Below are 24,505 nucleotides of genomic sequence, written 5' to 3'. Positions count from 1 at the left end.
CACTCGCAACTAAAATAGTCAGCGCTATCATCATTAACTTTATTTATTACCGTCATTCATTTCTGAATGTCTGTTTACCCCTATTTCAACCGGATGCCTCGCATTCGGTTTTTTTTTACCCTTCTTTACACAAATTTTATCTTCTTGTGCTACCGGATTTAAATAATCACAACGGTTTACTACCCTCCTCGTGATAATCACCAGTCATGCCAACAAATAATTTCTTGTTATTTAGTGCTAAATTTTATTTCATTGTGTTTATATTTATACATCTGCGCCAACGCTGTACACGTTTTGCTTAGGGAAACGCCTTCGCGGCGCGGGCGGAAAAATGCAGCGTGTCTGATGAGCGAGAGTATGGAAATTCACACAGTACCCTTTATACTGCCCTTTCCTCTTTAGCGTTGTTTTAACAGGTCATAAACACGAATGAGTCAGTCTGATACAACGGTTTCTACCCGATTCTCCCTTCTGCCGGGAAGCATTACCCGTTTCTTCTTATTACTGATCATTGTGTTACTTGTAACGATGGGCGTGATGGTGCAAAGCGCGGTCAACGCCTGGCTGAAAGACAAGAGCTATCAGATTGTCGATATCACCCATGCTATTCATAAGCGCGTAGACACCTGGCGCTACGTGACCTGGCAAATCTATGACAACATTGCCGCAACGGCTAGCCCATCCACGAGCGAGGGCTTGCAGGAAACGCGTCTGAAACAAGACGTCTACTACCTTGAAAAACCGCGCCGTAAGACCGAAGCGCTTATTTTTGGCTCGCATGACAGCTCAACGCTGGAAATGACCCAGCGGATTTCCACCTATCTTGATACGCTGTGGGGCGCGGAGAACGTGCCCTGGTCGATGTATTATCTGAACGGGCAGGACAACAGCCTGATTCTCATCTCCACCCTGCCGCTCAAGGATCTCTCCTCCGGCTTTAAAGAGTCTGCGATTGGCAATATTGTCGATTCCCGTCGGGCGGAGATGCTGCAACAGGCGAATGCGCTGGATGAACGCGAAAGCTTCTCTTCGTTACGTCGTCTGGCGTGGCAAAACGGCCATTACTTTACGCTGCGCACCACTTTTAATCAGCCGGGGCATCTGGCAACGGTTGTGGCGTTCGATTTGCCGATCAACGACCTGATCCCGCCGGGAATGCCGCTGGACAGCTTCCGTCTGGAACCCGACTCCTCAACCACGACGGTACGTAATACGGAGAAAGAGTCTCCAGACAGCGTCAGCATCAGCTTCAACAGCGCCAAAATTGAGATTTCTTCCGCACTGAACTCAACCGATATGCGGCTGGTCTGGCAGGTTCCTTTCGGCACGCTATTGCTTGATACGCTGCAAAATATCCTGCTGCCGTTACTGTTGAATATCGGCTTGCTTGCGCTGGCGCTGTTTGGCTACACCACCTTCCGCCACCAGCCTGGCCGTTCAACGGAAGTGGCGACAAGCAATACCGCAAATAATGAACTGCGTATTCTGCGCGCGATTAATGAAGAGATCGTCTCCCTGCTGCCGCTGGGGCTGCTGGTGCATGACCAGGAGGCCAATCGCACCGTCATCAGCAATAAAATCGCCGACCATTTGCTGCCGCATTTAAATCTGCAAAACATCACCAGCATGGCGGAGCAGCATCAGGGCATCATTCAGGCGACGATCAATAACGAGCTGTATGAAATTCGCCTGTTCCGCAGCCAGGTCGCCCCTCGCACGCAGATCTTTATTATTCGCGATCAGGACCGGGAAGTGCTGGTGAACAAAAAGCTCAGGCAGGCGCAGCGTCTGTATGAGAAAAACCAGCAGGGCCGCGCCGCGTTTATGCAAAATATTGGCAATGCCCTGAAAGAACCCGTGCGGATACTGGCGATCAACGCCGCTGCCGCAGACACGCCGGAAAGCCAGAAGCTGGCGAACCAGGCGGATGTTCTGGTGCGTATGATAGATGAAATTCAGTTGGCGAATATTCTGGAGAATGATACCTGGAAAAGCGAGCCGACGCTGTTCTCCATTCAGGATCTGATTGACGAAGTGGTGCCGGACGTTCTGCCTGCGATTAAGCGTAAGGGTCTGCAACTGCTGATCAAAAACCACCTTAGCGCCAACGATGAACGCCGTGGCGACCGTGACGCCCTGCGCCGCATTCTGCTGTTGCTGATCCAGTACGCGGTCACGACCACGCAGATTGGGAAAATCACGCTGGAAGTCGATCAGGATGAGTCGGCTGAAGAACGCCTGACCTTCCGCATTCTGGATACCGGTGAAGGCGTGACGCTCAATGAGATCGACAATCTCCATTTCCCGTATATCAATGAAACGCAAAGCGACCGCTACGGGAAAGCGAATCCGTTAACCTTCTGGTTGTGCGATCAGCTGGCGCGTAAGCTCGGCGGGCATCTGAATATTAAAGCACGCGATGCGCTGGGGACGCGCTATACCGTACATGTTAAAATGACTCCGCATGACCAACATGTAAATGATGAAGAGCGCTTGCTGGATGACGTTTGCGTGATGGTTGACGTCACCTCTAATGATGTGCGCAATATTGTGTTGCGTCAGCTGGAAAACTGGGGAGCCACCTGCATCACGCCGGATGATCGGCAAATAAGTCAAGAATATGATCTCTTTTTAACTGATAATCCGTCTAATCTTACTGCCTCCGGCTTGCTTTTAAGCGATGATGAGTCAGGCGTGCGGAAAATGGGTCCTGGCCAACTGCGCGTCAACTTTAATATGAGCAACGCTATGCAGGAAGCTGTACTACAACTGATAGAAGAGCAACTGGCGCAGGAAGAGATTCCAGAGTCGCCCCTCGGCGGAGATGAAAACGCCGAACTTCATGCCAGCGGTTATTACGCGCTCTTTGTAGACACAGTACCGGATGATGTTAAGAGGTTGTATACTGAGGCAGCGACCAGTGACTTCGCTGCGCTGGCGCAGACAGCCCACCGCCTGAAAGGCGTGTTTGCTATGCTTAATCTGGTACCCGGCAAGCAGTTATGTGAAACGCTGGAACATCTTATTCGTGAGAAAGATGCTCCAGGTATAGAAAAATACATCAGCGACATTGACAGCTACGTCAAGAGCTTGCTGTAGCAAGGTAGCCCAATACATGAACAATATGAACGTAATTATTGCCGATGACCATCCGATTGTACTGTTCGGTATTCGCAAATCACTTGAACAAATCGAGTGGGTGAATGTTGTCGGCGAGTTTGAAGATTCCACAGCACTGATCAACAACCTGCCTAAATTAGATGCGCATGTGTTGATTACCGACCTCTCCATGCCGGGAGATAAATACGGTGACGGGATTACCCTCATCAAATACATTAAACGTCATTTCCCGAGCCTGTCGATCATCGTTCTGACGATGAACAACAACCCGGCAATTCTGAGCGCGGTGCTGGATCTCGACATTGAGGGGATTGTGCTGAAACAAGGCGCGCCGACTGACTTGCCTAAAGCGCTGGCCGCGCTGCAAAAGGGCAAGAAGTTTACCCCGGAAAGCGTCTCCCGCCTGCTGGAGAAAATCAGCGCGGGCGGTTATGGCGACAAACGTCTGTCTCCGAAAGAGAGTGAAGTCCTGCGTCTGTTCGCAGAAGGTTTCCTGGTGACGGAAATCGCCAAGAAACTGAACCGCAGCATTAAGACCATCAGTAGCCAGAAAAAATCGGCGATGATGAAGCTGGGCGTCGAAAACGATATCGCGCTGCTGAATTACCTCTCTTCCGTCACGCTGAGCCCGGCGGACAAAGACTGATCAAACGTCAGGTGCCTGATGGCGTTGCGCTTATCAGGCCGACGTTGATGATTGCAGTAGGCCGGAGAAGGCGAAACCGCCATCCGGCCTTTTTTATGCCCGCGTCTTTCTCACTCGCTCCGCATACACCGCCAGCGTCTGCTTAAGCACATCTAACGTCACCGGCTTGGACAGGCAGCTATCCATACCAGACTCCAGACAACGCTGTTTCTCTTCCGCCAGCGCGTTAGCCGTGACGCCGACCACCGGCAACGTCAACCCCAGCTGGCGAATGCGCTGCGTCAGACGGTAGCCGTCCATATTCGGCATGTTGACGTCGCTCAGCACGATATCAATATGGTTTTTACTCAGCACGTTCAACGCATCGACGCCGTCATTTGCGGTCTTGCATTGATACCCCAGCGATCCCAACTGATCGGCCAGCAAACGACGGTTGATCGGATGATCGTCCACCACGAGGATCATCATGTCGTCATTCGTCGCGTCGGTTTTATCCGGCGCAGGCAGCGCCGTTGCAAGCGCGTCGTTATCAAGCTCAATACTGTAAATCCGCGCCAGCAGCGCAGGCAATTCATGCGGCGACGCCACGCTGTGTACCCACTCGCCCGGCGCTCTTTCCTGCGGAATACCAATATGGCGGCGGCTGAAAACAACCGCCGCACGCCCCTGCCATGCCAGCTCCAGCACATCGTCCGTAATCAGAATATCCTCCGGCGCCGGTTTTTGCCCTTCGTAACGAAGCACATCGACACCGCTTCGCGCCAGGCTGGACTCAATAAAATGACACAGCGACGCGTTGCGTACCGCCAGCCAGCAACGCGTTTGAGCCAGCCCTTCGACGCCTTTTTTCTGCGGGTACTGCGCGCCATAAAGTGGAATGCGTAACGTAAACTGGCTGCCCATCCCGGGCTCTGAATCGACGGAGATATCCCCATCCATCATGCTGATCAGTTTTTCACAAATCGCCAGCCCCAGGCCGGTTCCCTGGAAATTACGCTGCACGCCGGTTCCCACCTGGAAGAAAGGATCGAACAAACGCACAACCTCTTTCGCCGGAATCCCCACGCCGGTATCGCGTACCTGAATACTGAGATAATCGCCATCACACTGCACATGCAGCACAATACAACCGGTATCGGTAAATTTGATGGCGTTACTCAGCAGGTTAGAAATCACCTGTTGCAGACGCATCGGGTCGCCGTTCAGCGCAACCGGTACATCCGGTTCAATAAAGCAGTACAGGCCAAGCTGTTTTCTCACCACCAGCGGTAAATAGTTGGCCGTAATATGGTTCATCACCTCACGCGGCGAGAACTCACGCGGTTCAATCTTCAACTGCTCGGATTCGATTTTTGAGAAGTCGAGAATATCGCTGATGATTTTCAGCAGCAGGCTGGAGGAGTTGTTCATCGCCGTAACCAGCCTGTCGACCCCCTTCGGCAGCGCTTTGGTTTGCAGCAGATCGAGGTTACCGATAATCCCGTACAGCGGCGTGCGCAGTTCGTGGCTCACGGTCGCAAGGAACATTGATTTGGACTGGCTCGCCTGCTCCGCCGCCTGCGCCATCTCCTGCAACGACTCTTCCATTTTGACGCGCGCGCTCACATCCACCAGCACGCAAATCGCCACGTTTTCATTGCGATAGCGCGAATGGACAAAGCTGATTTGCAGATTGGTATTGTTGCTGGTCAACACATCGACGAAGTTAACCTGCTGACCACAGATAATTTGCGTCAGCCTTTGCCGGTCCTCATGGGTGAGCATATTGAGGTAGGTATGCGCCAGTTCATTACTGAGAATATTGACCCCGTCAATGGTACGCAGGATGCAAATCCCCACCGGCGCGGAAGCGACGATTTTCCGGTTAAACTGCTCATGCTCTTCCAGCCGCTGAGCATCGCTTTCCGCCGGAATAAAGATACGCCGTTCATACATGCGCGCCAGCGTGAACAAGGCGGCGCCCACCAGCACATTCAGCAGAATGGCATTCAGAATCAGCATTCGAATATGCTCCAGCACCAGATCGACCGGTACGGAGTAGACAATGCTGAGCGACGATGGCGGCAGGCTTTTCTTCAGAACCAGCTCACGGAACCCTGGCGTGTAGCCAAACCAGGAGCGCTCCTGCATCCAGCGTGGTTCCGGCCTGATGTTGCTTTCCGGCCCGGTCAGCGAAATCAGCGGATGACCATTTTCATCGAGGATCGTCACCCCCATAGGCAAACTTCCCGGCGTGAAAAAGTTCTCCATCCGAATGGACTGCTCGACGCCCAGCAGCGCCTGCAAGCGGTTGGCCAGATAAACCGGCGTCAGGGCATAAAAATAGCCGATGCCGGGGCGCGGCCCCTGGCTAATCCAGAAAAGGTTATTCCCGCTCTCTTCCTGCGGGGCATTGCGGTACTTAACAATGCGCTCATGCAGCGTTTTCAGCGCATTATCACGTTCGACCGGCATATCGCGCAGGCCGAAATTCGCCATACAGAGATTGTCGCTGCCAATCAGGAAAACACGATTCAGATCGTAGGCCGCAGAAAAATTGTCGCGCCAGTAGCGCATAAACCAGGCCAGCGACTCCAGCGACCCGCGCCAGGCATTCCCCATCGCCGCACAGTCGGAGTCGGCAAACAGCGGCTCAAAATTGGGCACCACGGTTTTATCGTCGCGCGCCCGGCTGGACATCACGCCGTTTTCCGCCGTTAAGCGATTCTCGGCAATGTATTTGAGTTCTTTCATTACGTCAGACGTGCGCTGAATATAGCGCTGCGCCTGGTCGGAACTGAGATTGAATTCCTGACGGATTTCAGACTCTCTCTGATGCAGCGCATTGACGATGTAAAACACCGAAGCAAAAGCGATCAGCAGCCAGATCAGTAACGCCAACGCTCTGAACAGGTAGCGCGAAACTTTCAGGGTTGTACGAAAGGAAGCAAGGTATTTCAAAGGGGCGAAGCTCCGCCTCAGGCGATAAATAGAGTGTGGTTAAGGTAGCGGTAAATGCCCGGCGTCGCAATGCCCTCTCTTTGCGGGAATATGATATACCGCTGAGAAACCTGCGCCTCAACCCCCGATAATCGGCGTTTGCCTGATAAAGACCACACGGATGTCAGCATGCGCTACCTGAGACGGCTTTACCCGCGACGCTTACGCAATCAAATGATACTGATGGCTATCCTGATGGTCATCGTGCCGACGCTCTCTATTGGTTATATCGTAGAAACCGAAGGCCGATCAGCGGTCTTATCTGAAAAAGAGAAAAAATTATCGGCTGTCGTGCATCTGCTCGATGAAGCGCTGGGCGACAGCTTCAACCAGCATGAAAATCTGCCGCGCGATGAGCGTATCCGCGCGCTGAATGCGCAGTTATCACCGGTCACTGAGCGTATCACCCGCGCGTTCCCGGGAATTGGCGCGGGCTATTACAATAAGGCGCTGGACGCCATTATCACCTACGCCCCTTCGGCACTGTATCAAAACAACGTCGGGGTCACTATCGCTCCCGACCATCCTGGCCGGGAGGTCATGAGTACCAACGCCCCGGTGGTATTTTCAGGCCGGCAGGTGCGCGGCGATATCCTCAACTCAATGATTCCGATAGCGCGGCATGGCGAGGTCATTGGTTATATCTGGGCGAATGAGTTGACCGAAGATATTCGCCGACAGGCCTGGAAAATGGATGTTCGTATTATTGCCGTTCTGGCGGCGGGGCTTATCAGCAGCCTGTTACTGATCATTCTCTTCTCACGCCGCCTGAGCGCCAATATCGATATCATCACTGAAGGCTTGCCTACTCTTGCGCAGAAAACACCGGCCCAGTTACCCGATCTCCCCGGTGAACTGGGGCAAATCAGCCGCAGCGTCAACGCTCTGGCGCAGACACTGCGGGAAACCAAGACGCTGAACGATCTGATTATTGAGAACGCCGCCGATGGGGTTATCGCAATCGACAGACAAGGTAATGTCACCACGATGAATCCTGCCGCAGAGACCATCACGGGTTATACGCTGCATGAACTGGCCGGGCGCCCCTACTCAACGCTGTTCTCCGATCCTTATTTCTCCAGCCCTGTGCTTGACACTCTGGAGAACGGCACTGAACATCTGGCTCAGGAAGTCAGCTTCCCCGCGCGTGACCGGACAATTGAACTCAGCGTCACCACCAGTCGCATTCATAACGCTGACGGTGAGTTGATTGGCGCGCTGGTGATGTTTTCCGATTTAACCGCCCGTAAAGAGGCGCAGCGCCGTCTGGCGCAAACGGAGAGACTCGCCACGCTGGGTGAACTGATGGCAGGCGTGGCGCATGAAGTGCGCAACCCGCTCACCGCCATCCGGGGTTATGTGCAGATTATTCGCCAGCAAATCAATCTACCTGTACATCAGGAATATCTGTCCGTCGTACTGAAAGAAATTGATTCTATTAATAAAGTCATCCAGCAACTGCTGGACTTCTCCCGACCGCGACAAAGTCAGTGGCAGCAGGTATCCATTAATACGCTGATCGAGGAGGCGTTGATCCTGGTGCAGACTTCCGGGGTGCAGGCGCGAATCAACTTCAATACGGAATTCAACGCCGCATTGCCCACGATCGTCGCCGATCGCGAACTGCTCAAACAGGTGCTCCTGAACATGCTTATCAACGCGGTGCAGGCGATAGGCGCGCGCGGCGAAATTCGTATCCGAACCTGGCGCTACACGACCACGCATCTGGCGATCGCCATTGAAGATAATGGCTGCGGTATTGACGTCGCTTTGCAGAAAAAAATCTTTGATCCGTTCTTCACCACCAAAGCGTCAGGAACCGGCCTCGGGCTGGCGTTAAGTCAGCGCATCATCAATGCGCATCAGGGCGACATATACGTTACCAGTATGCCCGGATGCGGCGCGACCTTTACCCTTATTTTACCGATTAACCCGCAGGAAACCTCGTCAGAATGAAAACTCGCTACCGTATTCTCATCGTTGATGACGAAGATAATGTTCGCCGTATGCTCGCCACCGCGTTTTCGCTGCAAGGGCATGAAACCCAGTGCGCCAGTAACGGTCAGACAGCACTGCAACATTTTGCCGACGCGCCGCCCGACGTGGTGCTGATGGACATCCGCATGCCGGAGATGAACGGCATTGAAGCGCTGAAAGTGATGCGCGCACAGCATCCACGGGTCCCCATTATTCTGATGACAGCCTACGCTGAAGTGGAAACCGCCGTAGAAGCACTGCGCAGCGGCGCATTTGATTATGTGATTAAACCGTTCGACCTCGATGAACTGAACTTATTGATTCAGCGGGCCTTGCAGCTCCAGGCCATGAAACAGGAGATCCGCAGCCTGCATCAGGCGCTGAGCACCAGCTGGCAATGGGGACATATCCTGACCAACAGTCCGGGGATGATGGATATCTGCAAAGATACCGCGAAAATCGCGCTTTCCCAGGCCAACGTGCTCATTAGCGGCGAAAGCGGCACTGGAAAAGAGTTGATCGCCCGCGCCATTCACTATAACTCACGCCGGGCAAACGGCCCCTTCATCAAGATTAACTGTGCGGCGCTGCCGGAATCACTGCTGGAAAGCGAACTGTTCGGCCACGAAAAAGGGGCGTTTACCGGCGCACAAACGCGACGCCAGGGACTGTTTGAGCGCGCTCATCAGGGAACGCTGCTGCTGGACGAAATAGGCGAAATGCCGCTGGTGTTACAGGCTAAGCTGCTGCGAATCCTCCAGGAGAGGGAGTTTGAACGCATTGGCGGGCATCAAACCATTCAGGTTGATATCCGCATTGTCGCCGCCACCAACCGGAATTTGCAGGAAATGGTGAAAGAAGGCACCTTCCGTGAAGATCTGTTTTATCGGCTAAATGTGATTCATCTGACGCTTCCTCCTTTGCGTGAGCGGCGGGAAGATATCCCCCTGTTGGCCAACCACTTTTTGCAGAAATTCAGCTCAGAAAACCAGCGGGATATTATTGAAATTGACCCTTCCGCTATGTCACTTCTCACCGCCTGGCCGTGGCCCGGTAATATCCGCGAATTATCCAATGTGATTGAGCGCGCGGTGGTGATGAACACCGGGGCGGTGATTTTTGCCGAAGACCTCCCTACCCAGTTCCGCCAGTCGGTGAGTCACGCCAGCGGAATAAAGCCAGCCCAACCCGGTGAACGGAACCTGAAAGAAGAGATTAAACGCGAAGAACGCCGAATCATTATGGAAGTTCTGGAGCAGCAGGAGGGAAACCGCACGCGCACCGCGTTAATGCTGGGCATCAGCCGACGCGCGTTGATGTACAAATTGCAGGAGTACGGCATCGATCCGGCAGGCCTCTGATACCAGAAGTTGCTATGCAGAATTTTGCACAGTGCGCAAAATTCTGCATAGCACCTCACGCCCTCTCATCCCCCTTCCGTGAAAATTAATTTTTATATTCATCAGGTTAAGCCTTCTCTTTTCGGTTTATCAATCCTGGCATCCCGCTTGCTATTTCCTTTGCGTACCCAAAATGGAGTATGCAAAAGGGAAACATAATGAAAACAAAACTGATTACCTTACAGAACGCCTCAGGCTTCTTTCGTGACGGCATGACCATCATGGTTGGCGGTTTTATGGGGGTAGGCACCCCGCCCCGCCTTGTTGAAGCCTTACTTGAATCCGGTGTCAGGGACCTGACGCTGATCGCCAACGATACCGCATTTGTCGATACCGGCATCGGCCCGCTTATCGTAAATGGCCGGGTGCGCAAGGTCATCGCCTCCCATATCGGCACCAACCCGGAAACGGGTCGGCGAATGATTGCCAAAGAGATGGAGGTTCAACTGGTTCCGCAAGGCACCCTGATTGAACAAATCCGCTGCGGCGGCGCCGGGCTGGGCGGTTTTCTGACCCCGACTGGCGTCGGCACCGTGGTTGAAGAGGGAAAGCAAACGCTTCAGCTCGATGGCAGAACCTGGCTGCTGGAGCGTCCACTACGTGCAGATCTGGCGCTTATTCGCGCTCACTGCGCCGACCCGCTTGGCAACCTGACCTACCAGCTCAGTGCCCGTAATTTTAACCCCCTCATTGCTCTCGCCGCAGACATCACCCTGGTTGAGCCTGACGAAATGGTTGAAACAGGCGATCTACTGCCTGACCAGATTGTCACCCCTGGCGCCGTTATCGACCACATCGTTATTCCACAGGAGAGCAAATAATGGATGCTAAACAACGTATTGCGCGCCGCGTGGCGCAAGAGCTGCATGATGGCGACGTGGTTAACCTGGGAATTGGTTTGCCGACGATGGTTGCAAACTACCTGCCGGATGACATTCACATCACCCTGCAATCTGAGAACGGCTTTCTGGGACTGGGGCCGGTCACGACGGCCCACCCGGATCTGGTGAACGCTGGCGGTCAACCCTGCGGCATTTTGCCCGGCGCGGCAATGTTCGACAGCGCCATGTCGTTCGCATTGATTCGCGGGGGCCATGTTGACGCCTGCGTACTCGGCGGGCTACAGGTGGATGAGCAGGCAAACCTCGCCAACTGGGTGGTTCCCGGCAAAATGGTCCCCGGCATGGGGGGCGCAATGGATCTGGTCACCGGCGCGCGCAAAGTGATCATTGCAATGGAACATTGCGCGAAAGACGGCTCGGCGAAAATTCTGCGCCAGTGCACCATGCCGCTCACCGCCCAGCACGCGGTGCATATGCTGGTTACCGAACTGGCTGTATTTCGCTTTATCGACGGCAAGATGTGGCTGACAGAAATCGCTGAAGGGTGTGATTTGGAAACCCTGCGGGCAAAAACTGAAGCGCACTTTGAGGTTGCGGCCGATCTGGTCATTCAGAGAGGTGACGCATGATTGGGCGTATTTCACGCTTTATGACGCGGGTCGTCAGCCGCTGGCTTCCTGATCCGCTGATCTTCGCAATGCTGTTAACCCTGCTGACGTTCGGGATCGCTCTCTGGCTGACGCCGCAAACGCCGGTCAGTATGGTGAGGTTCTGGGGCGACGGCTTCTGGAACCTGCTGGCTTTCGGTATGCAAATGGCGCTGATTATCGTGACGGGCCACGCCCTGGCCAGTTCCGGCCCGGTTAAAAGCCTGCTGCGTACCGCCGCTTCAGCCGCTAAGACGCCCGCCCAGGGCGTCATGCTGGTGACCTTCTTTGGCTCGGTCGCCTGCGTGATCAACTGGGGCTTTGGTCTGGTGGTCGGCGCAATGTTTGCCCGTGAAGTGGCCCGTCGCGTGCCGGGTTCCGATTATCCGCTGCTTATCGCCTGCGCCTATATCGGTTTTCTCACCTGGGGCGGCGGCTTCTCTGGCTCTATGCCCCTGCTGGCCGCAACGCCGGGCAACCCGGTAGAACACGTCGCGGGGTTGATTCCGGTTAGCGATACCCTGTTCACCGGGTTCAATATTTTCATCACGCTCGGCCTCATCGTGGTGATGCCGTTTATTACCCGAATGATGACGCCAAAACCCTCCGACGTGGTCAGCATCGATCCGAAGTTGCTGCTGGAAGAGGCTGATTTTCAGAAGAAACTGCCGGCTGACGCACCACCGTCGGAAAAACTGGAAGAGAGCCGCATTCTCGCGCTGATCATTGGCGCATTAGGGATTGCCTATCTGGGGCTCTACTTCGCCGAGAAGGGATTCAACATCACCATCAATACCGTCAATCTGATGTTTATGATCGCCGGTCTGCTGCTGCACAAAACGCCAATGGCCTACATGCGCGCCATCAGCGCCGCAGCGCGCAGTACCGCCGGTATTCTGGTGCAGTTCCCCTTCTACGCCGGGATCCAACTGATGATGGAACACTCCGGCCTCGGTGGCCTTATCACTGAATTCTTCATCAACGTCGCCAACAAAGACACCTTCCCGGTGATGACCTTTTTCAGCTCTGCGCTGATTAACTTTGCCGTGCCATCAGGCGGCGGCCACTGGGTTATCCAGGGACCATTCGTCATGCCTGCGGCTCAGGCGCTGGGGGCAGACCTCGGCAAGTCAGTCATGGCAATCGCCTACGGTGAGCAGTGGATGAATATGGCGCAGCCATTCTGGGCGCTGCCCGCCCTGGCAATCGCCGGACTCGGGGTACGCGACATCATGGGCTACTGCATCACCGCCCTGCTCTTCTCCGGGATCATTTTTGTCATCGGTTTGACCTTTTTCTGACGGCAACCACGCACTTTTAAGGAACAGAAGATGAAAAACTGTGTCATCGTCAGCGCGGCGCGTACCGCAATCGGCAGTTTTAACGGCGCACTGGCAACCACCAGCGCCATCGACCTTGGCGCCACCGTGATTAAAGCGGCGCTTGAACGCGCGCAGCTCGACCCGCAACGGGTGGATGAAGTGATTATGGGCAATGTGCTACAGGCTGGTCTTGGGCAAAACCCGGCGCGTCAGGCACTGCTCAAAAGCGGCCTCGCAGAGACGGTCTGCGGCTTTACCGTTAACAAAGTATGCGGCTCCGGCCTCAAAAGCGTGGCGCTTGCCGCGCAGGCGATTCAGGCCGGACAGGCACAGGCAATTGTCGCAGGCGGTATGGAAAATATGAGCCAGGCGCCGTATCTGCTGGATGCCAAAGCCCGCTGGGGCTATCGCCTTGGCGACGGACAGCTCTCCGATGTGATCCTGCGCGACGGTCTGATCTGCGCCACTCACGGCTACCATATGGGGATCACGGCAGAAAACGTCGCCCGGGAATACGGCATCAGCCGGGAGATGCAGGATGAGCTGGCGCTGCTCTCACAGCGCAAAGCCGTTGCCGCTATTGATTCCGGCGCATTCCAGGCCGAAATTGTGCCGGTTAGCGTCACATCCCGTAAGAAAACCGTGGTGTTTGAGCGCGACGAGTTTCCGAAAGCCGATTCAACGGCGGAAGGTCTTGCAGCATTACGCCCGGCCTTCGACAAGGCGGGTACGGTAACGGCAGGAAACGCCTCTGGGATCAATGACGGCGCGGCAGCGCTGGTAGTGATGGAAGAATCCGCAGCGCTGGCGGCGGGCCTGACCCCACTGGCTCGTATCAAAGCCTACGCCAGCGGCGGCGTCGCCCCGGCGTTAATGGGGATGGGGCCGGTTCCCGCCACGCAGAAGGCGCTGCAACTGAGCGGTTTAACGCTTTCGGATATCGATCTGATCGAAGCCAACGAGGCGTTTGCCGCACAGTTCCTTGCCGTGGGTAAGACGCTCGGTTTTGATCCGCAGAAGGTGAACGTCAACGGTGGGGCTATCGCCCTGGGACACCCCATCGGCGCCAGCGGCGCGCGTATTCTGGTGACGCTGCTGCACGCCCTCTCTGCGCACGATAAAACGCTCGGGCTGGCCACGCTCTGCATCGGCGGCGGTCAGGGTATTGCGATGATAGTGGAAAGGATGAATTAAGGACTTGCGCCTTTGCCGGGTGGCGGCCTGATAAGGCGTTTACGCCGCCATCCGGCAAAAAAAAGGAGGCGCAATGGCCTCCTTTCACACACAATTCACAACGCCGAATTACTCGTCAGCGTCATCCGCTGCGTCGTCATCGATTTCCGCTTCCGGGGCGATATCCTCGTCCCCTTCCGCTACGCTGCCGTCGATGGAGTCGAGTTCCTCATCATCCACCGGCTCAGCAACACGTTGCAGACCCACCACGTTTTCATCTTCCGCCGTGCGGATGAGGATTACGCCCTGGGTGTTACGGCCAACGACGCTGATTTCCGATACGCGGGTACGAACCAGCGTACCGGCATCGGTGATCATCATGATCTGGTCGGCATCATCCACCTGTACCGCGCCAACAACGGAACCGTTGCGCTCGGTGACTTTAATGGAGATAACGCCCTGCGTGCCACGAGACTTGGTTGGGTATTCGCCTTCCGCCGTACGTTTACCGTAACCATTCTGCGTCACGGTCAGGATAGCACCTTCACCACGCGGAATAATCAGGGAAACGACGCTGTCTTCGCCCGCCAGTTTGATGCCACGTACGCCGGTCGCGGTACGACCCATCGCACGAACGGCATCTTCTTTGAAGCGCACCACTTTACCGGCAGCGGAGAACAGCATGACTTCGTCGGAACCGGAGGTCAGATCCACGCCGATCAGCTCGTCGCCTTCGTTCAGGTTCACCGCGATGATACCGGCGGAACGCGGACGGCTGAACTCGGTCAGCGCCGTTTTCTTCACCGTACCGCTGGCGGTTGCCATAAAGACGTTAACGCCCTCTTCGTACTCGCGTACCGGCAGAATGGCGGTGATACGTTCATCGGCTTCCAGCGGCAGCAGGTTGACGATCGGACGGCCACGCGCGCCACGGCTCGCTTCCGGCAGCTGATAGACCTTCATCCAGTACAGACGGCCACGGCTGGAGAAGCAGAGAATCGTGTCGTGGGTGTTAGCCACCAGCAGACGGTCGATAAAGTCTTCTTCTTTTATACGCGCGGCAGATTTACCTTTCCCGCCACGACGTTGCGCTTCGTAATCGGTCAGCGGCTGATATTTGACGTAACCCTGGTGAGACAGCGTTACAACCACATCTTCCTGGCTGATCAGATCTTCGATATTAATATCGGCGCTGTTAGCGGTGATTTCAGTGCGACGCTCATCGCCAAACTGATCGCGGATCAGTTCCATCTCTTCGCGAATCACTTCCATCAGACGATCGGCGCTGCCCAGAATGTGCAGCAGTTCTGCGATCTGTTCCAGCAGCTCTTTGTACTCGTCGAGCAGTTTTTCATGCTCCAGGCCGGTCAGTTTCTGCAAGCGCAGATCCAGAATCGCCTGTGCCTGTTGTTCAGTAAGGTAATACTGACCATCACGCACGCCAAACTCCGGCTCCAGCCACTCAGGACGGGCAGCATCATCACCGGCGCGTTCCAGCATAGACGCCACGTTACCCAGATCCCATGAACGGGAGATTAACGCCGCTTTTGCCTCTGCCGGCGTTGGCGCACGGCGGATCATCTCGATGATCGGATCGATGTTCGCCAGCGCAATCGCCAGTGCTTCAAGGATATGCGCGCGATCGCGGGCTTTACGCAGTTCGAAAATAGTACGGCGTGTCACCACTTCGCGACGGTGACGCACGAACGCGGAAATGATCTCTTTCAGGTTCATGATCTTCGGCTGGCCGTGGTGCAGCGCAACCATGTTGATACCGAAAGAAACCTGCAACTGGGTCTGGGAATAAAGGTTGTTAAGCACCACTTCCCCGACGGCATCGCGTTTCACTTCAATCACGATGCGCATCCCGTCTTTATCAGACTCGTCGCGCAGCGCGCTGATGCCTTCAACGCGTTTGTCTTTCACCAGTTCAGCGATTTTCTCGATCAGGCGCGCTTTGTTCACCTGGTACGGAATTTCATGAACGATGATGGTTTCGCGGCCGGTTTTCGCGTCAGCTTCCACTTCCGCGCGAGCGCGAATGTACACTTTTCCGCGACCGGTACGATAGGCTTCTTCAATACCGCGACGACCGTTGATGATCGCGGCGGTCGGGAAGTCCGGGCCAGGAATGTATTCCATCAGCCCTTCAATGCTGATGTCTTCATCATCGATATACGCCAGGCAACCGTTGATCACTTCCTTCAGGTTGTGCGGCGGGATGTTGGTGGCCATACCTACCGCGATACCGGACGAGCCGTTTACCAGCAGGTTAGGAATTTTGGTCGGCATGACGTCAGGAATTTTTTCCGTGCCGTCATAGTTGTCAACGAAATCCACCGTCTCTTTTTCGAGATCGGCCATCAGTTCATGGGCAATCTTCGCCAGACGGATTTCCGTATAACGCATTGCCGCGGCAGAGTCGCCGTCGATAGAACCAAAGTTGCCCTGACCATCCACCAGCATGTAACGCAGCGAGAAAGGCTGCGCCATACGGACGATAGTGTCGTACACCGCGGAATCACCATGAGGATGGTATTTACCGATTACGTCACCAACAACACGGGCAGATTTTTTATAGGCTTTATTCCAGTCATTGCCCAATACGTTCATGGCGTATAGTACGCGACGGTGTACCGGCTTCAGGCCATCTCGGACATCCGGCAGCGCACGGCCAACAATGACCGACATCGCATAATCCAGATAAGAGCTCTTCAACTCTTCCTCAATGTTGACCGGTGTAATTTCTCTCGCAAGGTCGCTCATCTAACCGCTATCCCTCTACTGTATCCCGGATTCAAAGGTCGCAAATTATAACACAATCGCAATGAGACAGGTAAATGGAATGGTCTTCTACGGAGGCTTTATTCATCCCGTCGTGCTGATATACTCAGGCGACTTGCCAAATAAGGAGTAAAAGCGCCAATGAATGCCGAAAAACCCCCGGTGACGCATAACGTTGATCACGAAGAAATCGCCAAATTTGAAGCTGTCGCGTCACGCTGGTGGGATCTTGAGGGTGAATTTAAGCCTCTGCACCGCATTAACCCGCTGCGCCTGGGCTACATTGCCGAGCGTTCCGGCGGCCTGTTCGGCAAAAAGGTGCTCGACGTTGGCTGCGGCGGCGGCATTCTGGCTGAGAGCATGGCGCGTGAAGGTGCGACGGTAACGGGCCTGGATATGGGCTTTGAGCCTTTGCAGGTCGCGAAACTGCACGCGCTGGAAAGCGGTATTCAGGTTGATTACGTGCAGGAGACGGTTGAAGAGCACGCGGCGAAACATGCGCACCAGTACAACGTCGTGACCTGTATGGAGATGCTAGAGCACGTACCGGACCCGCAATCGGTCGTCAGGGCCTGTGCGCAATTAGTTAAACCGGGCGGTGAAGTCTTTTTCTCGACCCTTAATCGCAACGGCAAGTCGTGGCTGATGGCGGTGGTAGGAGCAGAGTATATTTTACGCATGGTGCCGAAAGGCACGCACGATGTGAAAAAATTTATTAAGCCTGCGGAGTTGCTGAACTGGGTCGATCAGACCGTGTTGAAAGAGCGTCACATGACCGGGCTGCACTACAATCCGATTACCAACACCTTCAAGCTCGGGCCGGGCGTTGATGTTAACTATATGGTTCACACTACCGCACAAGTTGACTAACTGCGTCTGTAGGCCGGATAAGGCGTTTACGCCGCCATCCGGCAATTTTGCCCGGGGCGCTACGCTTGCCGGGCCTACGCATCGCCTACCAATCCTGAGTAGGATCGCCAAGGCAATTTTTGCGCCAGATCATAGGAACTTTTCCTGCCTTAGATGAAGAAATCAGCACTCGATCAAATTTTCATTTTTTTTTATGAATTATTGACATGCCCTCCAGGCCTTATAAGACGCGCACTTAGCGATTATCACCCTTTTGCAACCTCAATTTAACCTCAAAATCAACTCTTGTACTGAAAAGAATCCCTACTAGAATACTCACCATATAGCGTTTCATTTATCAGTTACCCCCTATATATAGTATTTATCCACAGACTTAGTCACAACGTGGCATTGTGGATAAACGGGGGATATTTTTTCTTTCACGGACAGGTAAAACCCACATGAATCAGAGTCTGCTGGTGACAAAGCGTGATGGTCGTACTGAACGCATCAATCTCGACAAAATCCATCGAGTTCTGGATTGGGCGGCAGAAGGACTGAATAACGTATCCATCTCCCAGGTTGAACTGCGTTCTCATATCCAGTTCTACGACGGCATCAAGACGTCCGATATCCATGAGACCATCATTAAGGCCGCTGCCGACCTGATCTCCCGCGATGCGCCGGATTATCAGTACCTGGCCGCGCGCCTGGCGATTTTCCACCTGCGTAAAAAGGCTTACGGCGAGTTCGAACCGCCAGCGCTTTACGATCATGTAGTGAAAATGGTTGAGCTGGGTAAATACGACAATCATCTGCTGGAAGACTACACGGAAGAAGAGTTCAAGCAGATGGATTCGTTCATCGTACACGACCGTGATATGACCTTCTCCTACGCTGCCGTTAAGCAGCTGGAAGGTAAATATCTGGTACAGAACCGTGTAACCGGCGAGATTTATGAAAGCGCGCAGTTCCTTTATATTCTGGTTGCCGCTTGCCTGTTCTCTAACTATCCGCGTGAAACCCGTCTCGACTACGTGAAACGTTTCTACGATGCGGTTTCTACATTCAAAATTTCTCTGCCGACGCCAATCATGTCCGGCGTGCGCACCCCGACTCGTCAGTTCAGCTCCTGCGTGCTGATCGAGTGCGGCGACAGCCTGGACTCCATTAACGCCACCTCCAGCGCGATCGTGAAATATGTTTCTCAGCGTGCCGGTATCGGCATCAACGCCGGTCGTATTCGCGCGCTGGGCAGCCCGATTCGCGGCGGCGAAGCGTTCCACACCGGCTGTATTCCGTTCTACAAACACTTCCAGACGGCGGTGAAATCCTGCTCTCAGGGCGGCGTGCGCGGCGGTGCGGCGACGCTGTTCTACCCGATGTGGCATCTGGAAGTGGAAAGCCTGCTGGTACTGAAGAACAACCGCGGCGTGGAAGGCAACCGCGTGCGTCACATGGACTACGGCGTACAGATCAACAAGCTGATGTACACCCGCCTGCTGAAAGGTGAAGACATCACCCTGTTCAGCCCGTCCGACGTTCCGGGTCTGTACGACGCTTTCTTCGCCGATCAGGACGAGTTCGAGCGTCTGTACACCAAATACGAAAAAGACGACAGCATTCGTAAGCAGCGCGTGAAAGCCGTGGATCTGTTCTCGCTGATGATGCAGGAACGCGCATCAACTGGCCGTATCTACATTCAGAACGTGGATCACTGCAACACCCACAGCCCGTTTGATGCGCAGGTTGCGCCGGTACGCCAGTCCAACCTGTGCCTGGAAATCGCCCTGCCGACCAAACCGCTGATGGACGTTAACGACGAAAACGGTGAAATCGCGCTGTGTACGCTTTCCGCCTTCAACCTGGGCGCAATTAACAGCCTGGAAGAACTGGAAGAGCTGGCGGTGCTGGCGGTACGCGCGCTGGATGCGCTGCTGGATTACCAGGATTACCCTATTCCGGCGGCTAAACGCGGCGCAATGGGTCGCCGTACGCTGGGTATCGGCGTGATTAACTACGCTTACTATCTGGCGAAACACGGCGTGCGTTACTCTGACGGCAGCGCGAACAACCTGACGCACAAAACGTTTGAAGCCATTCAGTACTATCTGCTGAAGGCCTCTAACGAGCTGGCGAAAGAGCAAGGCGCATGCCCGTGGTTTAATGAAACCACTTATGCTCAGGGCATTCTGCCGATCGACACCTACAAAAAAGATCTGGATGCGATCGCCAACGAAGCGCTGCACTACAACTGGGAAGCGCTTCGTGAGTCCATCAAAACGCACGGTCTGCGTAACTCCACGCTTTCCGCCCTGATGCCGTCTGAGACCTCTTCGCAGATCTCCAACGCCACTAACGGTATTGAACCGCCGCGCGGCCATGTCAGCATCAAAGCGTCGAAAGATGGCGTACTGCGCCAGGTGGTGCCGGATTACGAAGGGCTGAAAGACCGCTATGAGCTGCTGTGGGAAATGCCGAGCAACGACGGCTACCTGCAACTGGTCGGTATCATGCAGAAATTCATCGACCAGGCGATTTCAGCCAACACCAACTACGATCCGACGCGCTTCCCGTCTGGTAAAGTACCGATGCAGCAATTGCTGAAAGATCTGCTCACCGCCTATAAATTTGGCGTGAAAACCCTGTACTATCACAACACCCGTGACGGTGCGGAAGATGCGCAGGACGATCTGGTGCCGTCTATTCAGGACGATGGCTGCGAAAGCGGCGCATGTAAGATCTAAGTTATTTTTGCCGGGTAGCGCTACGCTTACCCGGCCTACGGTTTTGTAGGCCCGGCAAACGAAGTGCCGCCGGGCGATACAATCTCAACAGGACTCACTTCAATGGCATACACCACTTTTTCACAGACGAAAAACGACCAACTCAAAGAGCCGATGTTCTTTGGCCAGCCGGTCAACGTGGCACGCTACGACCAGCAAAAATATGACATCTTCGAAAAACTGATCGAAAAACAGCTCTCCTTCTTCTGGCGCCCGGAAGAAGTTGACGTTTCACGCGATCGTATCGATTTCCAGTCATTGCCGGAACACGAAAAACATATTTTCATCAGCAACCTGAAGTACCAGACGCTGCTGGACTCCATTCAGGGACGTAGCCCGAACGTGGCATTACTGCCGCTGATCTCCATCCCGGAGCTGGAAACCTGGGTAGAAACCTGGGCGTTTTCTGAGACGATCCACTCGCGCTCGTATACCCATATCATCCGCAACATCGTTAACGATCCGGCGGTGGTATTTGACGACATCGTCACCAACGAACAAATTCAGAAGCGCGCGGAAGGCATTTCTCACTACTACGATGAGCTGATTGAAATGACCAGCTACTGGCATCTGCTGGGGGAAGGTACGCACAACGTGAACGGCAAAACCGTCACCGTGAACCTGCGTGCGCTGAAAAAACAGCTCTACCTGTGCCTGATGAGCGTTAACGCGCTGGAAGCGATTCGTTTCTACGTCAGCTTCGCCTGCTCCTTCGCTTTCGCGGAACGTAAGCTGATGGAAGGTAACGCCAAAATCATCCGCCTGATTGCCCGCGACGAAGCGCTGCACCTGACCGGCACGCAGCATATGCTGAACCTGCTGCGTAGCGGCATAGACGATCCAGAAATGGCGGAAATTGCCGAAGAGAGCAAGCAGGCGTGCTATGACCTGTTTGTACAGGCCGCACAGCAAGAAAAAGAGTGGGCGGATTACCTGTTCCGCGACGGTTCCATGATCGGCCTGAACAAAGATATTCTGTGCCAGTACGTCGAGTACATCACCAATATCCGTATGCAGGCGGTCGGCCTGGAGCTGCCGTTCCAGACGCGCTCCAACCCGATCCCGTGGATCAACACCTGGCTGGTTTCCGATAACGTCCAGGTGGCGCCGCAGGAAGTGGAAGTCAGTTCTTACCTGGTCGGCCAGATTGACTCGGAAGTTGATACCGACGATCTGAGTAACTTCCAGCTCTGATGGGACGCGTGACGCTACGTCTTTCCGGCACCGAAGTGCTGTGTCAGGAAGAACACCCTTCTCTGCTGGTGGCGCTTGAGGCGCATCAGGTTGAAGTGGAGTATCAGTGTCGTGCGGGCTATTGCGGCTCCTGCCGCTGCCGTCTGGTCGCAGGCCAGGTTGACTGGCTGACCGAACCGCTGGCTTTTATCAGCGAAGGGGAAATTTTGCCCTGCTGTTGCAGGGCAAAAGGCGATATTGAGATCGAGATGTAGCCTTGTCGGGTGGTGCTACGCTTACCCGACCAGTTCACAGGCCGGGTAAGGCGAAGCCGCCACCCGGCTTTTTAGTGCTTATCCTTCAAAAACACCACCGCTTTATCCGGGAAATCGGTGAACAATCCATCCACACCCGCCTTGTTATACAGGATGTCATAAAGCTGATTAACATCCGTGGCGTAGTCAGGAAGCTGATCGGCGCGTACGGTGTAAGGGTGTACCACCATCTTGTTCTGCTGCGCCTCTTTCACCATGCCGGTCAGCGTGATATGCCCGACCTTCGATTTTTCATCAATCAGCATATGGTAGTCCGGGCCGATCCCGTCAGCATAGCTGGCGATTTCTTTCATCGCGCCAGGCTTGAACATCCAGTCGTAGTTATAGTTAACCCAACTGCCGTCCGGCTGTTTTTGCTGAGTTTCATTCCAGTCGGTATACGCAATCAACTGCACCAGATTGAGATCCATCCCCCTCTTCGGTTCCAGCTCATTCTTAATGCGCTTCAGCTCCGCGGCATCGAAACACTGCAAATAAACGTTATCTTTTTTACCGGTATAACCATACTTTTTCAGCACATCCAGCGTCTTAGCCGCAATATCCTTCCCTTCCTGATGATGGAACCACGGCGCTTTGATTTCTGGATAAATACCGATATTTTTTCCGGTCGAATGATTCAGCCCCTGAACAAACTCAATCTCTTCCTCAAAGGTATGCACGCGGAAATCTGATTTTCCCATCGGGAAACGGCCAGGGTAAGTCTGTACTTTCTTGCCGTTCTCAATATCAAAACCTTCGGTGAACTTCAGGGATTTAATTTCGTCCAGTGTGAAATCAATGGCGTAGTAACGCCCGTCCTTGCGGGCGCGATTCGGAAAACGTTCGGCAACGTCGGTAACCCGGTCAAGGTAGTGGTCATGCAGGACGACCAGATGGTCGTCCTTCGTCATCACCAAATCCTGCTCCAGATAATCGGCGCCCTGCGCATACGCCATCGCTTTCGCTGGCAGTGTGTGCTCCGGCAGATAGCCGCTGGCGCCACGGTGCGCAATCACGATTTTATCCGCAGCGATTGCCGCGCTGCTCACGACCATACCCGCCAGCATCAATGCCACGCTGAGATTTTTCAGTGTCGTCTTCATTCACTTAAGCTCCGTTGCGTTTCAACATCAGCTCTTCATGGTGGCGTTTTTCACCAATCATCACGATAATCAGCAGGATAACCGCCAGAACGCTGCCGCCGATCATCACCATGAAGCCGCCGTCCCAGCCGAAGAAGTCAACGGTATAGCCAACAATGGCGCTCGCCGCGACGGAACCTCCGAGATAACCAAACAGGCCGGTGAAGCCCGCCGCCGTACCTGCCGCTTTTTTCGGCGCCAGTTCCAGCGCGTGCAGACCAATCAGCATGACCGGGCCATAAATCAGGAAGCCGATAACGATCATACAGGCCATATCCACGGTCGGATTTCCCGGAGGGTTCAGCCAGTAAACAACTGTGGCAATGGTCACCAGCGTCATAAAGAACACGCCCGTTGCGCCACGGTTGCCACGGAACACTTTATCCGACATCCAGCCGCACAGCAGCGTACCCGGGATACCGGCATATTCGTACAAGAAATACGCCCAGGACGATTTATCCAGCGCAAAGTGTTTCACTTCTCTCAGGTAGGTCGGCGACCAGTCGAGGATGCCGTAACGCAGCAGGTAAACGAACACGTTAGCAATCGCGATGTACCACAACAGTTTGTTCGGCAGCACGTACTGCATAAAGATCTGTTTTGCAGTCAGCTCTTCTTCCGCTTTTTCGTTGTAATCATCCGGGTAGTCGTTTTTGTACTCTTCAATCGGCGGCAGACCGCAGGACTGCGGCGTATCGCGCATCAGCGCGAAAGCGAAAATCGCCACCAGGATCGCACCGAACGCCGGCATGTAGAGCGCGGCTTTCCAGTCATTAAACCAGGCCATCCCCAGCAGGAACAGCAGCGGAGGAATACCGCCGCCAACGTTATGCGCGCAGTTCCAGACGGAGACGATACCGCCACGTTCTTTCTGTGACCACCAGTGCACCATTGTACGACCGCACGGCGGCCACCCCATTCCCTGGAACCAGCCGCAAAGGAACAGCAGCACGAACATCACGGCAATGCTGGACGTGGCCCACGGCACAAAGCCCATAAACAACATCACGGCCGCCGCCAGAATCAACCCTGCGGGCAGGAAAACGCGCGGATTCGAGCGGTCGGAGACCGACCCCATGATAAATTTCGAAAAACCATAGGCGATGGAGATCCCGGACAGCGCAAAACCCAGATCGCCGCGCGAGAATCCCTGCTCTACCAGGTAAGGCATCGCCAGCGCAAAGTTCTTACGCACCAGATAGTAAGCGGCATAACCAAAGAAAATCCCCAGGAAAATCTGCCAGCGCAGCCGACGATATGTCGGATCAATCTCCGCTGCTGGCAAGCGCGTTTTATGTTGCGCAGGTTTAAAAATACTTAACATATGTAGCCTCCGTGGCCGTGTCTTATT

16 protein-coding genes are annotated in these 24,505 nt (G+C 54.4%); 12 read left to right on the top strand and 4 right to left on the bottom strand.

From position 1 onward, the window contains the following. Window positions 1-429 precede the first annotated feature (429 nt). The gene (gene rcsD / locus OGW17_RS04945; protein ID WP_071260253.1) at window positions 430-3,099 is read left to right on the top strand and encodes a phosphotransferase RcsD; all 2,670 of its coding nucleotides are present in this window, start codon (window positions 430-432) and stop codon (window positions 3,097-3,099) included. Between the two features lie 16 nt (window positions 3,100-3,115). After that, window positions 3,116-3,766 carry a response regulator transcription factor RcsB gene (gene rcsB / locus OGW17_RS04940; RefSeq protein ID WP_001061917.1) on the top strand — a complete coding sequence of 217 codons (651 nt, stop codon included), beginning with the start codon at window positions 3,116-3,118 and terminating at the stop codon, window positions 3,764-3,766. A gap of 93 nt (window positions 3,767-3,859) precedes the next feature. Here the strand turns inward: rcsB and rcsC are convergent, their stop codons facing one another. After that, window positions 3,860-6,706: a two-component system sensor histidine kinase RcsC gene (gene rcsC, locus OGW17_RS04935; RefSeq protein WP_047462396.1), complete on the bottom strand. Its 2,847-nt coding sequence runs from the start codon at window positions 6,704-6,706 to the stop codon at window positions 3,860-3,862. Window positions 6,707-6,874: 168 nt separating this feature from the next. Between rcsC and atoS the strand changes: the two genes are divergently transcribed. The 6 genes from atoS to OGW17_RS04905 all read left to right on the top strand — a co-directional run bounded on the left by atoS (window position 6,875) and on the right by OGW17_RS04905 (window position 14,127). After that, the gene (gene atoS / locus OGW17_RS04930) at window positions 6,875-8,701 is read left to right on the top strand and encodes a two-component system sensor histidine kinase AtoS (protein WP_071260250.1); all 1,827 of its coding nucleotides are present in this window, start codon (window positions 6,875-6,877) and stop codon (window positions 8,699-8,701) included. Then, the gene (gene atoC / locus OGW17_RS04925; protein WP_012131530.1) at window positions 8,698-10,083 is read left to right on the top strand and encodes an acetoacetate metabolism transcriptional regulator AtoC; all 1,386 of its coding nucleotides are present in this window, start codon (window positions 8,698-8,700) and stop codon (window positions 10,081-10,083) included. Before atoS ends, atoC begins: the two co-directional genes overlap by 4 nt. Before the next feature lie 197 nt (window positions 10,084-10,280). Continuing rightward, on the top strand, window positions 10,281-10,943 hold the full coding sequence (gene atoD / locus OGW17_RS04920; protein ID WP_024130160.1) for an acetate CoA-transferase subunit alpha: 663 nt from the start codon (window positions 10,281-10,283) through the stop codon (window positions 10,941-10,943). Further along, a complete protein-coding gene (locus OGW17_RS04915; protein ID WP_012131528.1) occupies window positions 10,943-11,593 on the top strand; it encodes a 3-oxoacid CoA-transferase subunit B in 651 nt (216 codons plus the stop codon). Before atoD ends, OGW17_RS04915 begins: the two co-directional genes overlap by 1 nt. Continuing rightward, window positions 11,590-12,912, top strand: a complete 1,323-nt coding sequence (locus OGW17_RS04910) for a TIGR00366 family protein (RefSeq protein ID WP_012131527.1) — start codon at window positions 11,590-11,592, stop codon at window positions 12,910-12,912. Before OGW17_RS04915 ends, OGW17_RS04910 begins: the two co-directional genes overlap by 4 nt. Before the next feature lie 30 nt (window positions 12,913-12,942). Then, on the top strand, window positions 12,943-14,127 hold the full coding sequence (locus OGW17_RS04905) for an acetyl-CoA C-acetyltransferase (protein WP_012131525.1): 1,185 nt from the start codon (window positions 12,943-12,945) through the stop codon (window positions 14,125-14,127). Between the two features lie 108 nt (window positions 14,128-14,235). Here the strand turns inward: OGW17_RS04905 and gyrA are convergent, their stop codons facing one another. Continuing rightward, complete coding sequence (gene gyrA, locus OGW17_RS04900) at window positions 14,236-16,872, bottom strand: DNA topoisomerase (ATP-hydrolyzing) subunit A (RefSeq protein WP_071260247.1); 2,637 nt, start codon at window positions 16,870-16,872, stop codon at window positions 14,236-14,238. A gap of 159 nt (window positions 16,873-17,031) precedes the next feature. Between gyrA and ubiG the strand changes: the two genes are divergently transcribed. The 4 genes from ubiG to yfaE all read left to right on the top strand — a co-directional run bounded on the left by ubiG (window position 17,032) and on the right by yfaE (window position 21,973). Next, on the top strand, window positions 17,032-17,760 hold the full coding sequence (gene ubiG, locus OGW17_RS04895) for a bifunctional 2-polyprenyl-6-hydroxyphenol methylase/3-demethylubiquinol 3-O-methyltransferase UbiG (RefSeq protein WP_286452141.1): 729 nt from the start codon (window positions 17,032-17,034) through the stop codon (window positions 17,758-17,760). A gap of 440 nt (window positions 17,761-18,200) precedes the next feature. Then, a complete protein-coding gene (gene nrdA / locus OGW17_RS04890; protein WP_058667741.1) occupies window positions 18,201-20,486 on the top strand; it encodes a class 1a ribonucleoside-diphosphate reductase subunit alpha in 2,286 nt (761 codons plus the stop codon). A 102-nt stretch (window positions 20,487-20,588) separates the two neighbouring features. Continuing rightward, the gene (gene nrdB, locus OGW17_RS04885; RefSeq protein ID WP_012131521.1) at window positions 20,589-21,719 is read left to right on the top strand and encodes a class Ia ribonucleoside-diphosphate reductase subunit beta; all 1,131 of its coding nucleotides are present in this window, start codon (window positions 20,589-20,591) and stop codon (window positions 21,717-21,719) included. Then, entirely contained in the window at window positions 21,719-21,973 is a 255-nt protein-coding gene (gene yfaE / locus OGW17_RS04880) for a class I ribonucleotide reductase maintenance protein YfaE (protein WP_071260244.1), read from the top strand. Before nrdB ends, yfaE begins: the two co-directional genes overlap by 1 nt. Window positions 21,974-22,044: 71 nt before the next feature. Here the strand turns inward: yfaE and glpQ are convergent, their stop codons facing one another. Further along, window positions 22,045-23,115: a glycerophosphodiester phosphodiesterase gene (gene glpQ / locus OGW17_RS04875; protein WP_012131519.1), complete on the bottom strand. Its 1,071-nt coding sequence runs from the start codon at window positions 23,113-23,115 to the stop codon at window positions 22,045-22,047. 4 nt (window positions 23,116-23,119) lie between these two features. After that, entirely contained in the window at window positions 23,120-24,478 is a 1,359-nt protein-coding gene (glpT, locus tag OGW17_RS04870) for a glycerol-3-phosphate transporter (RefSeq protein WP_047462375.1), read from the bottom strand. Window positions 24,479-24,505 lie beyond the last annotated feature (27 nt).

The organism is Citrobacter sp. CK181, assembly GCF_030333595.1.
GTDB lineage: Bacteria > Pseudomonadota > Gammaproteobacteria > Enterobacterales > Enterobacteriaceae > Citrobacter_B > Citrobacter_B koseri.
The sequence above is the reverse complement of the archived record's forward strand: the minus strand, read 5'-3'. Positions and strand labels throughout refer to the sequence as shown.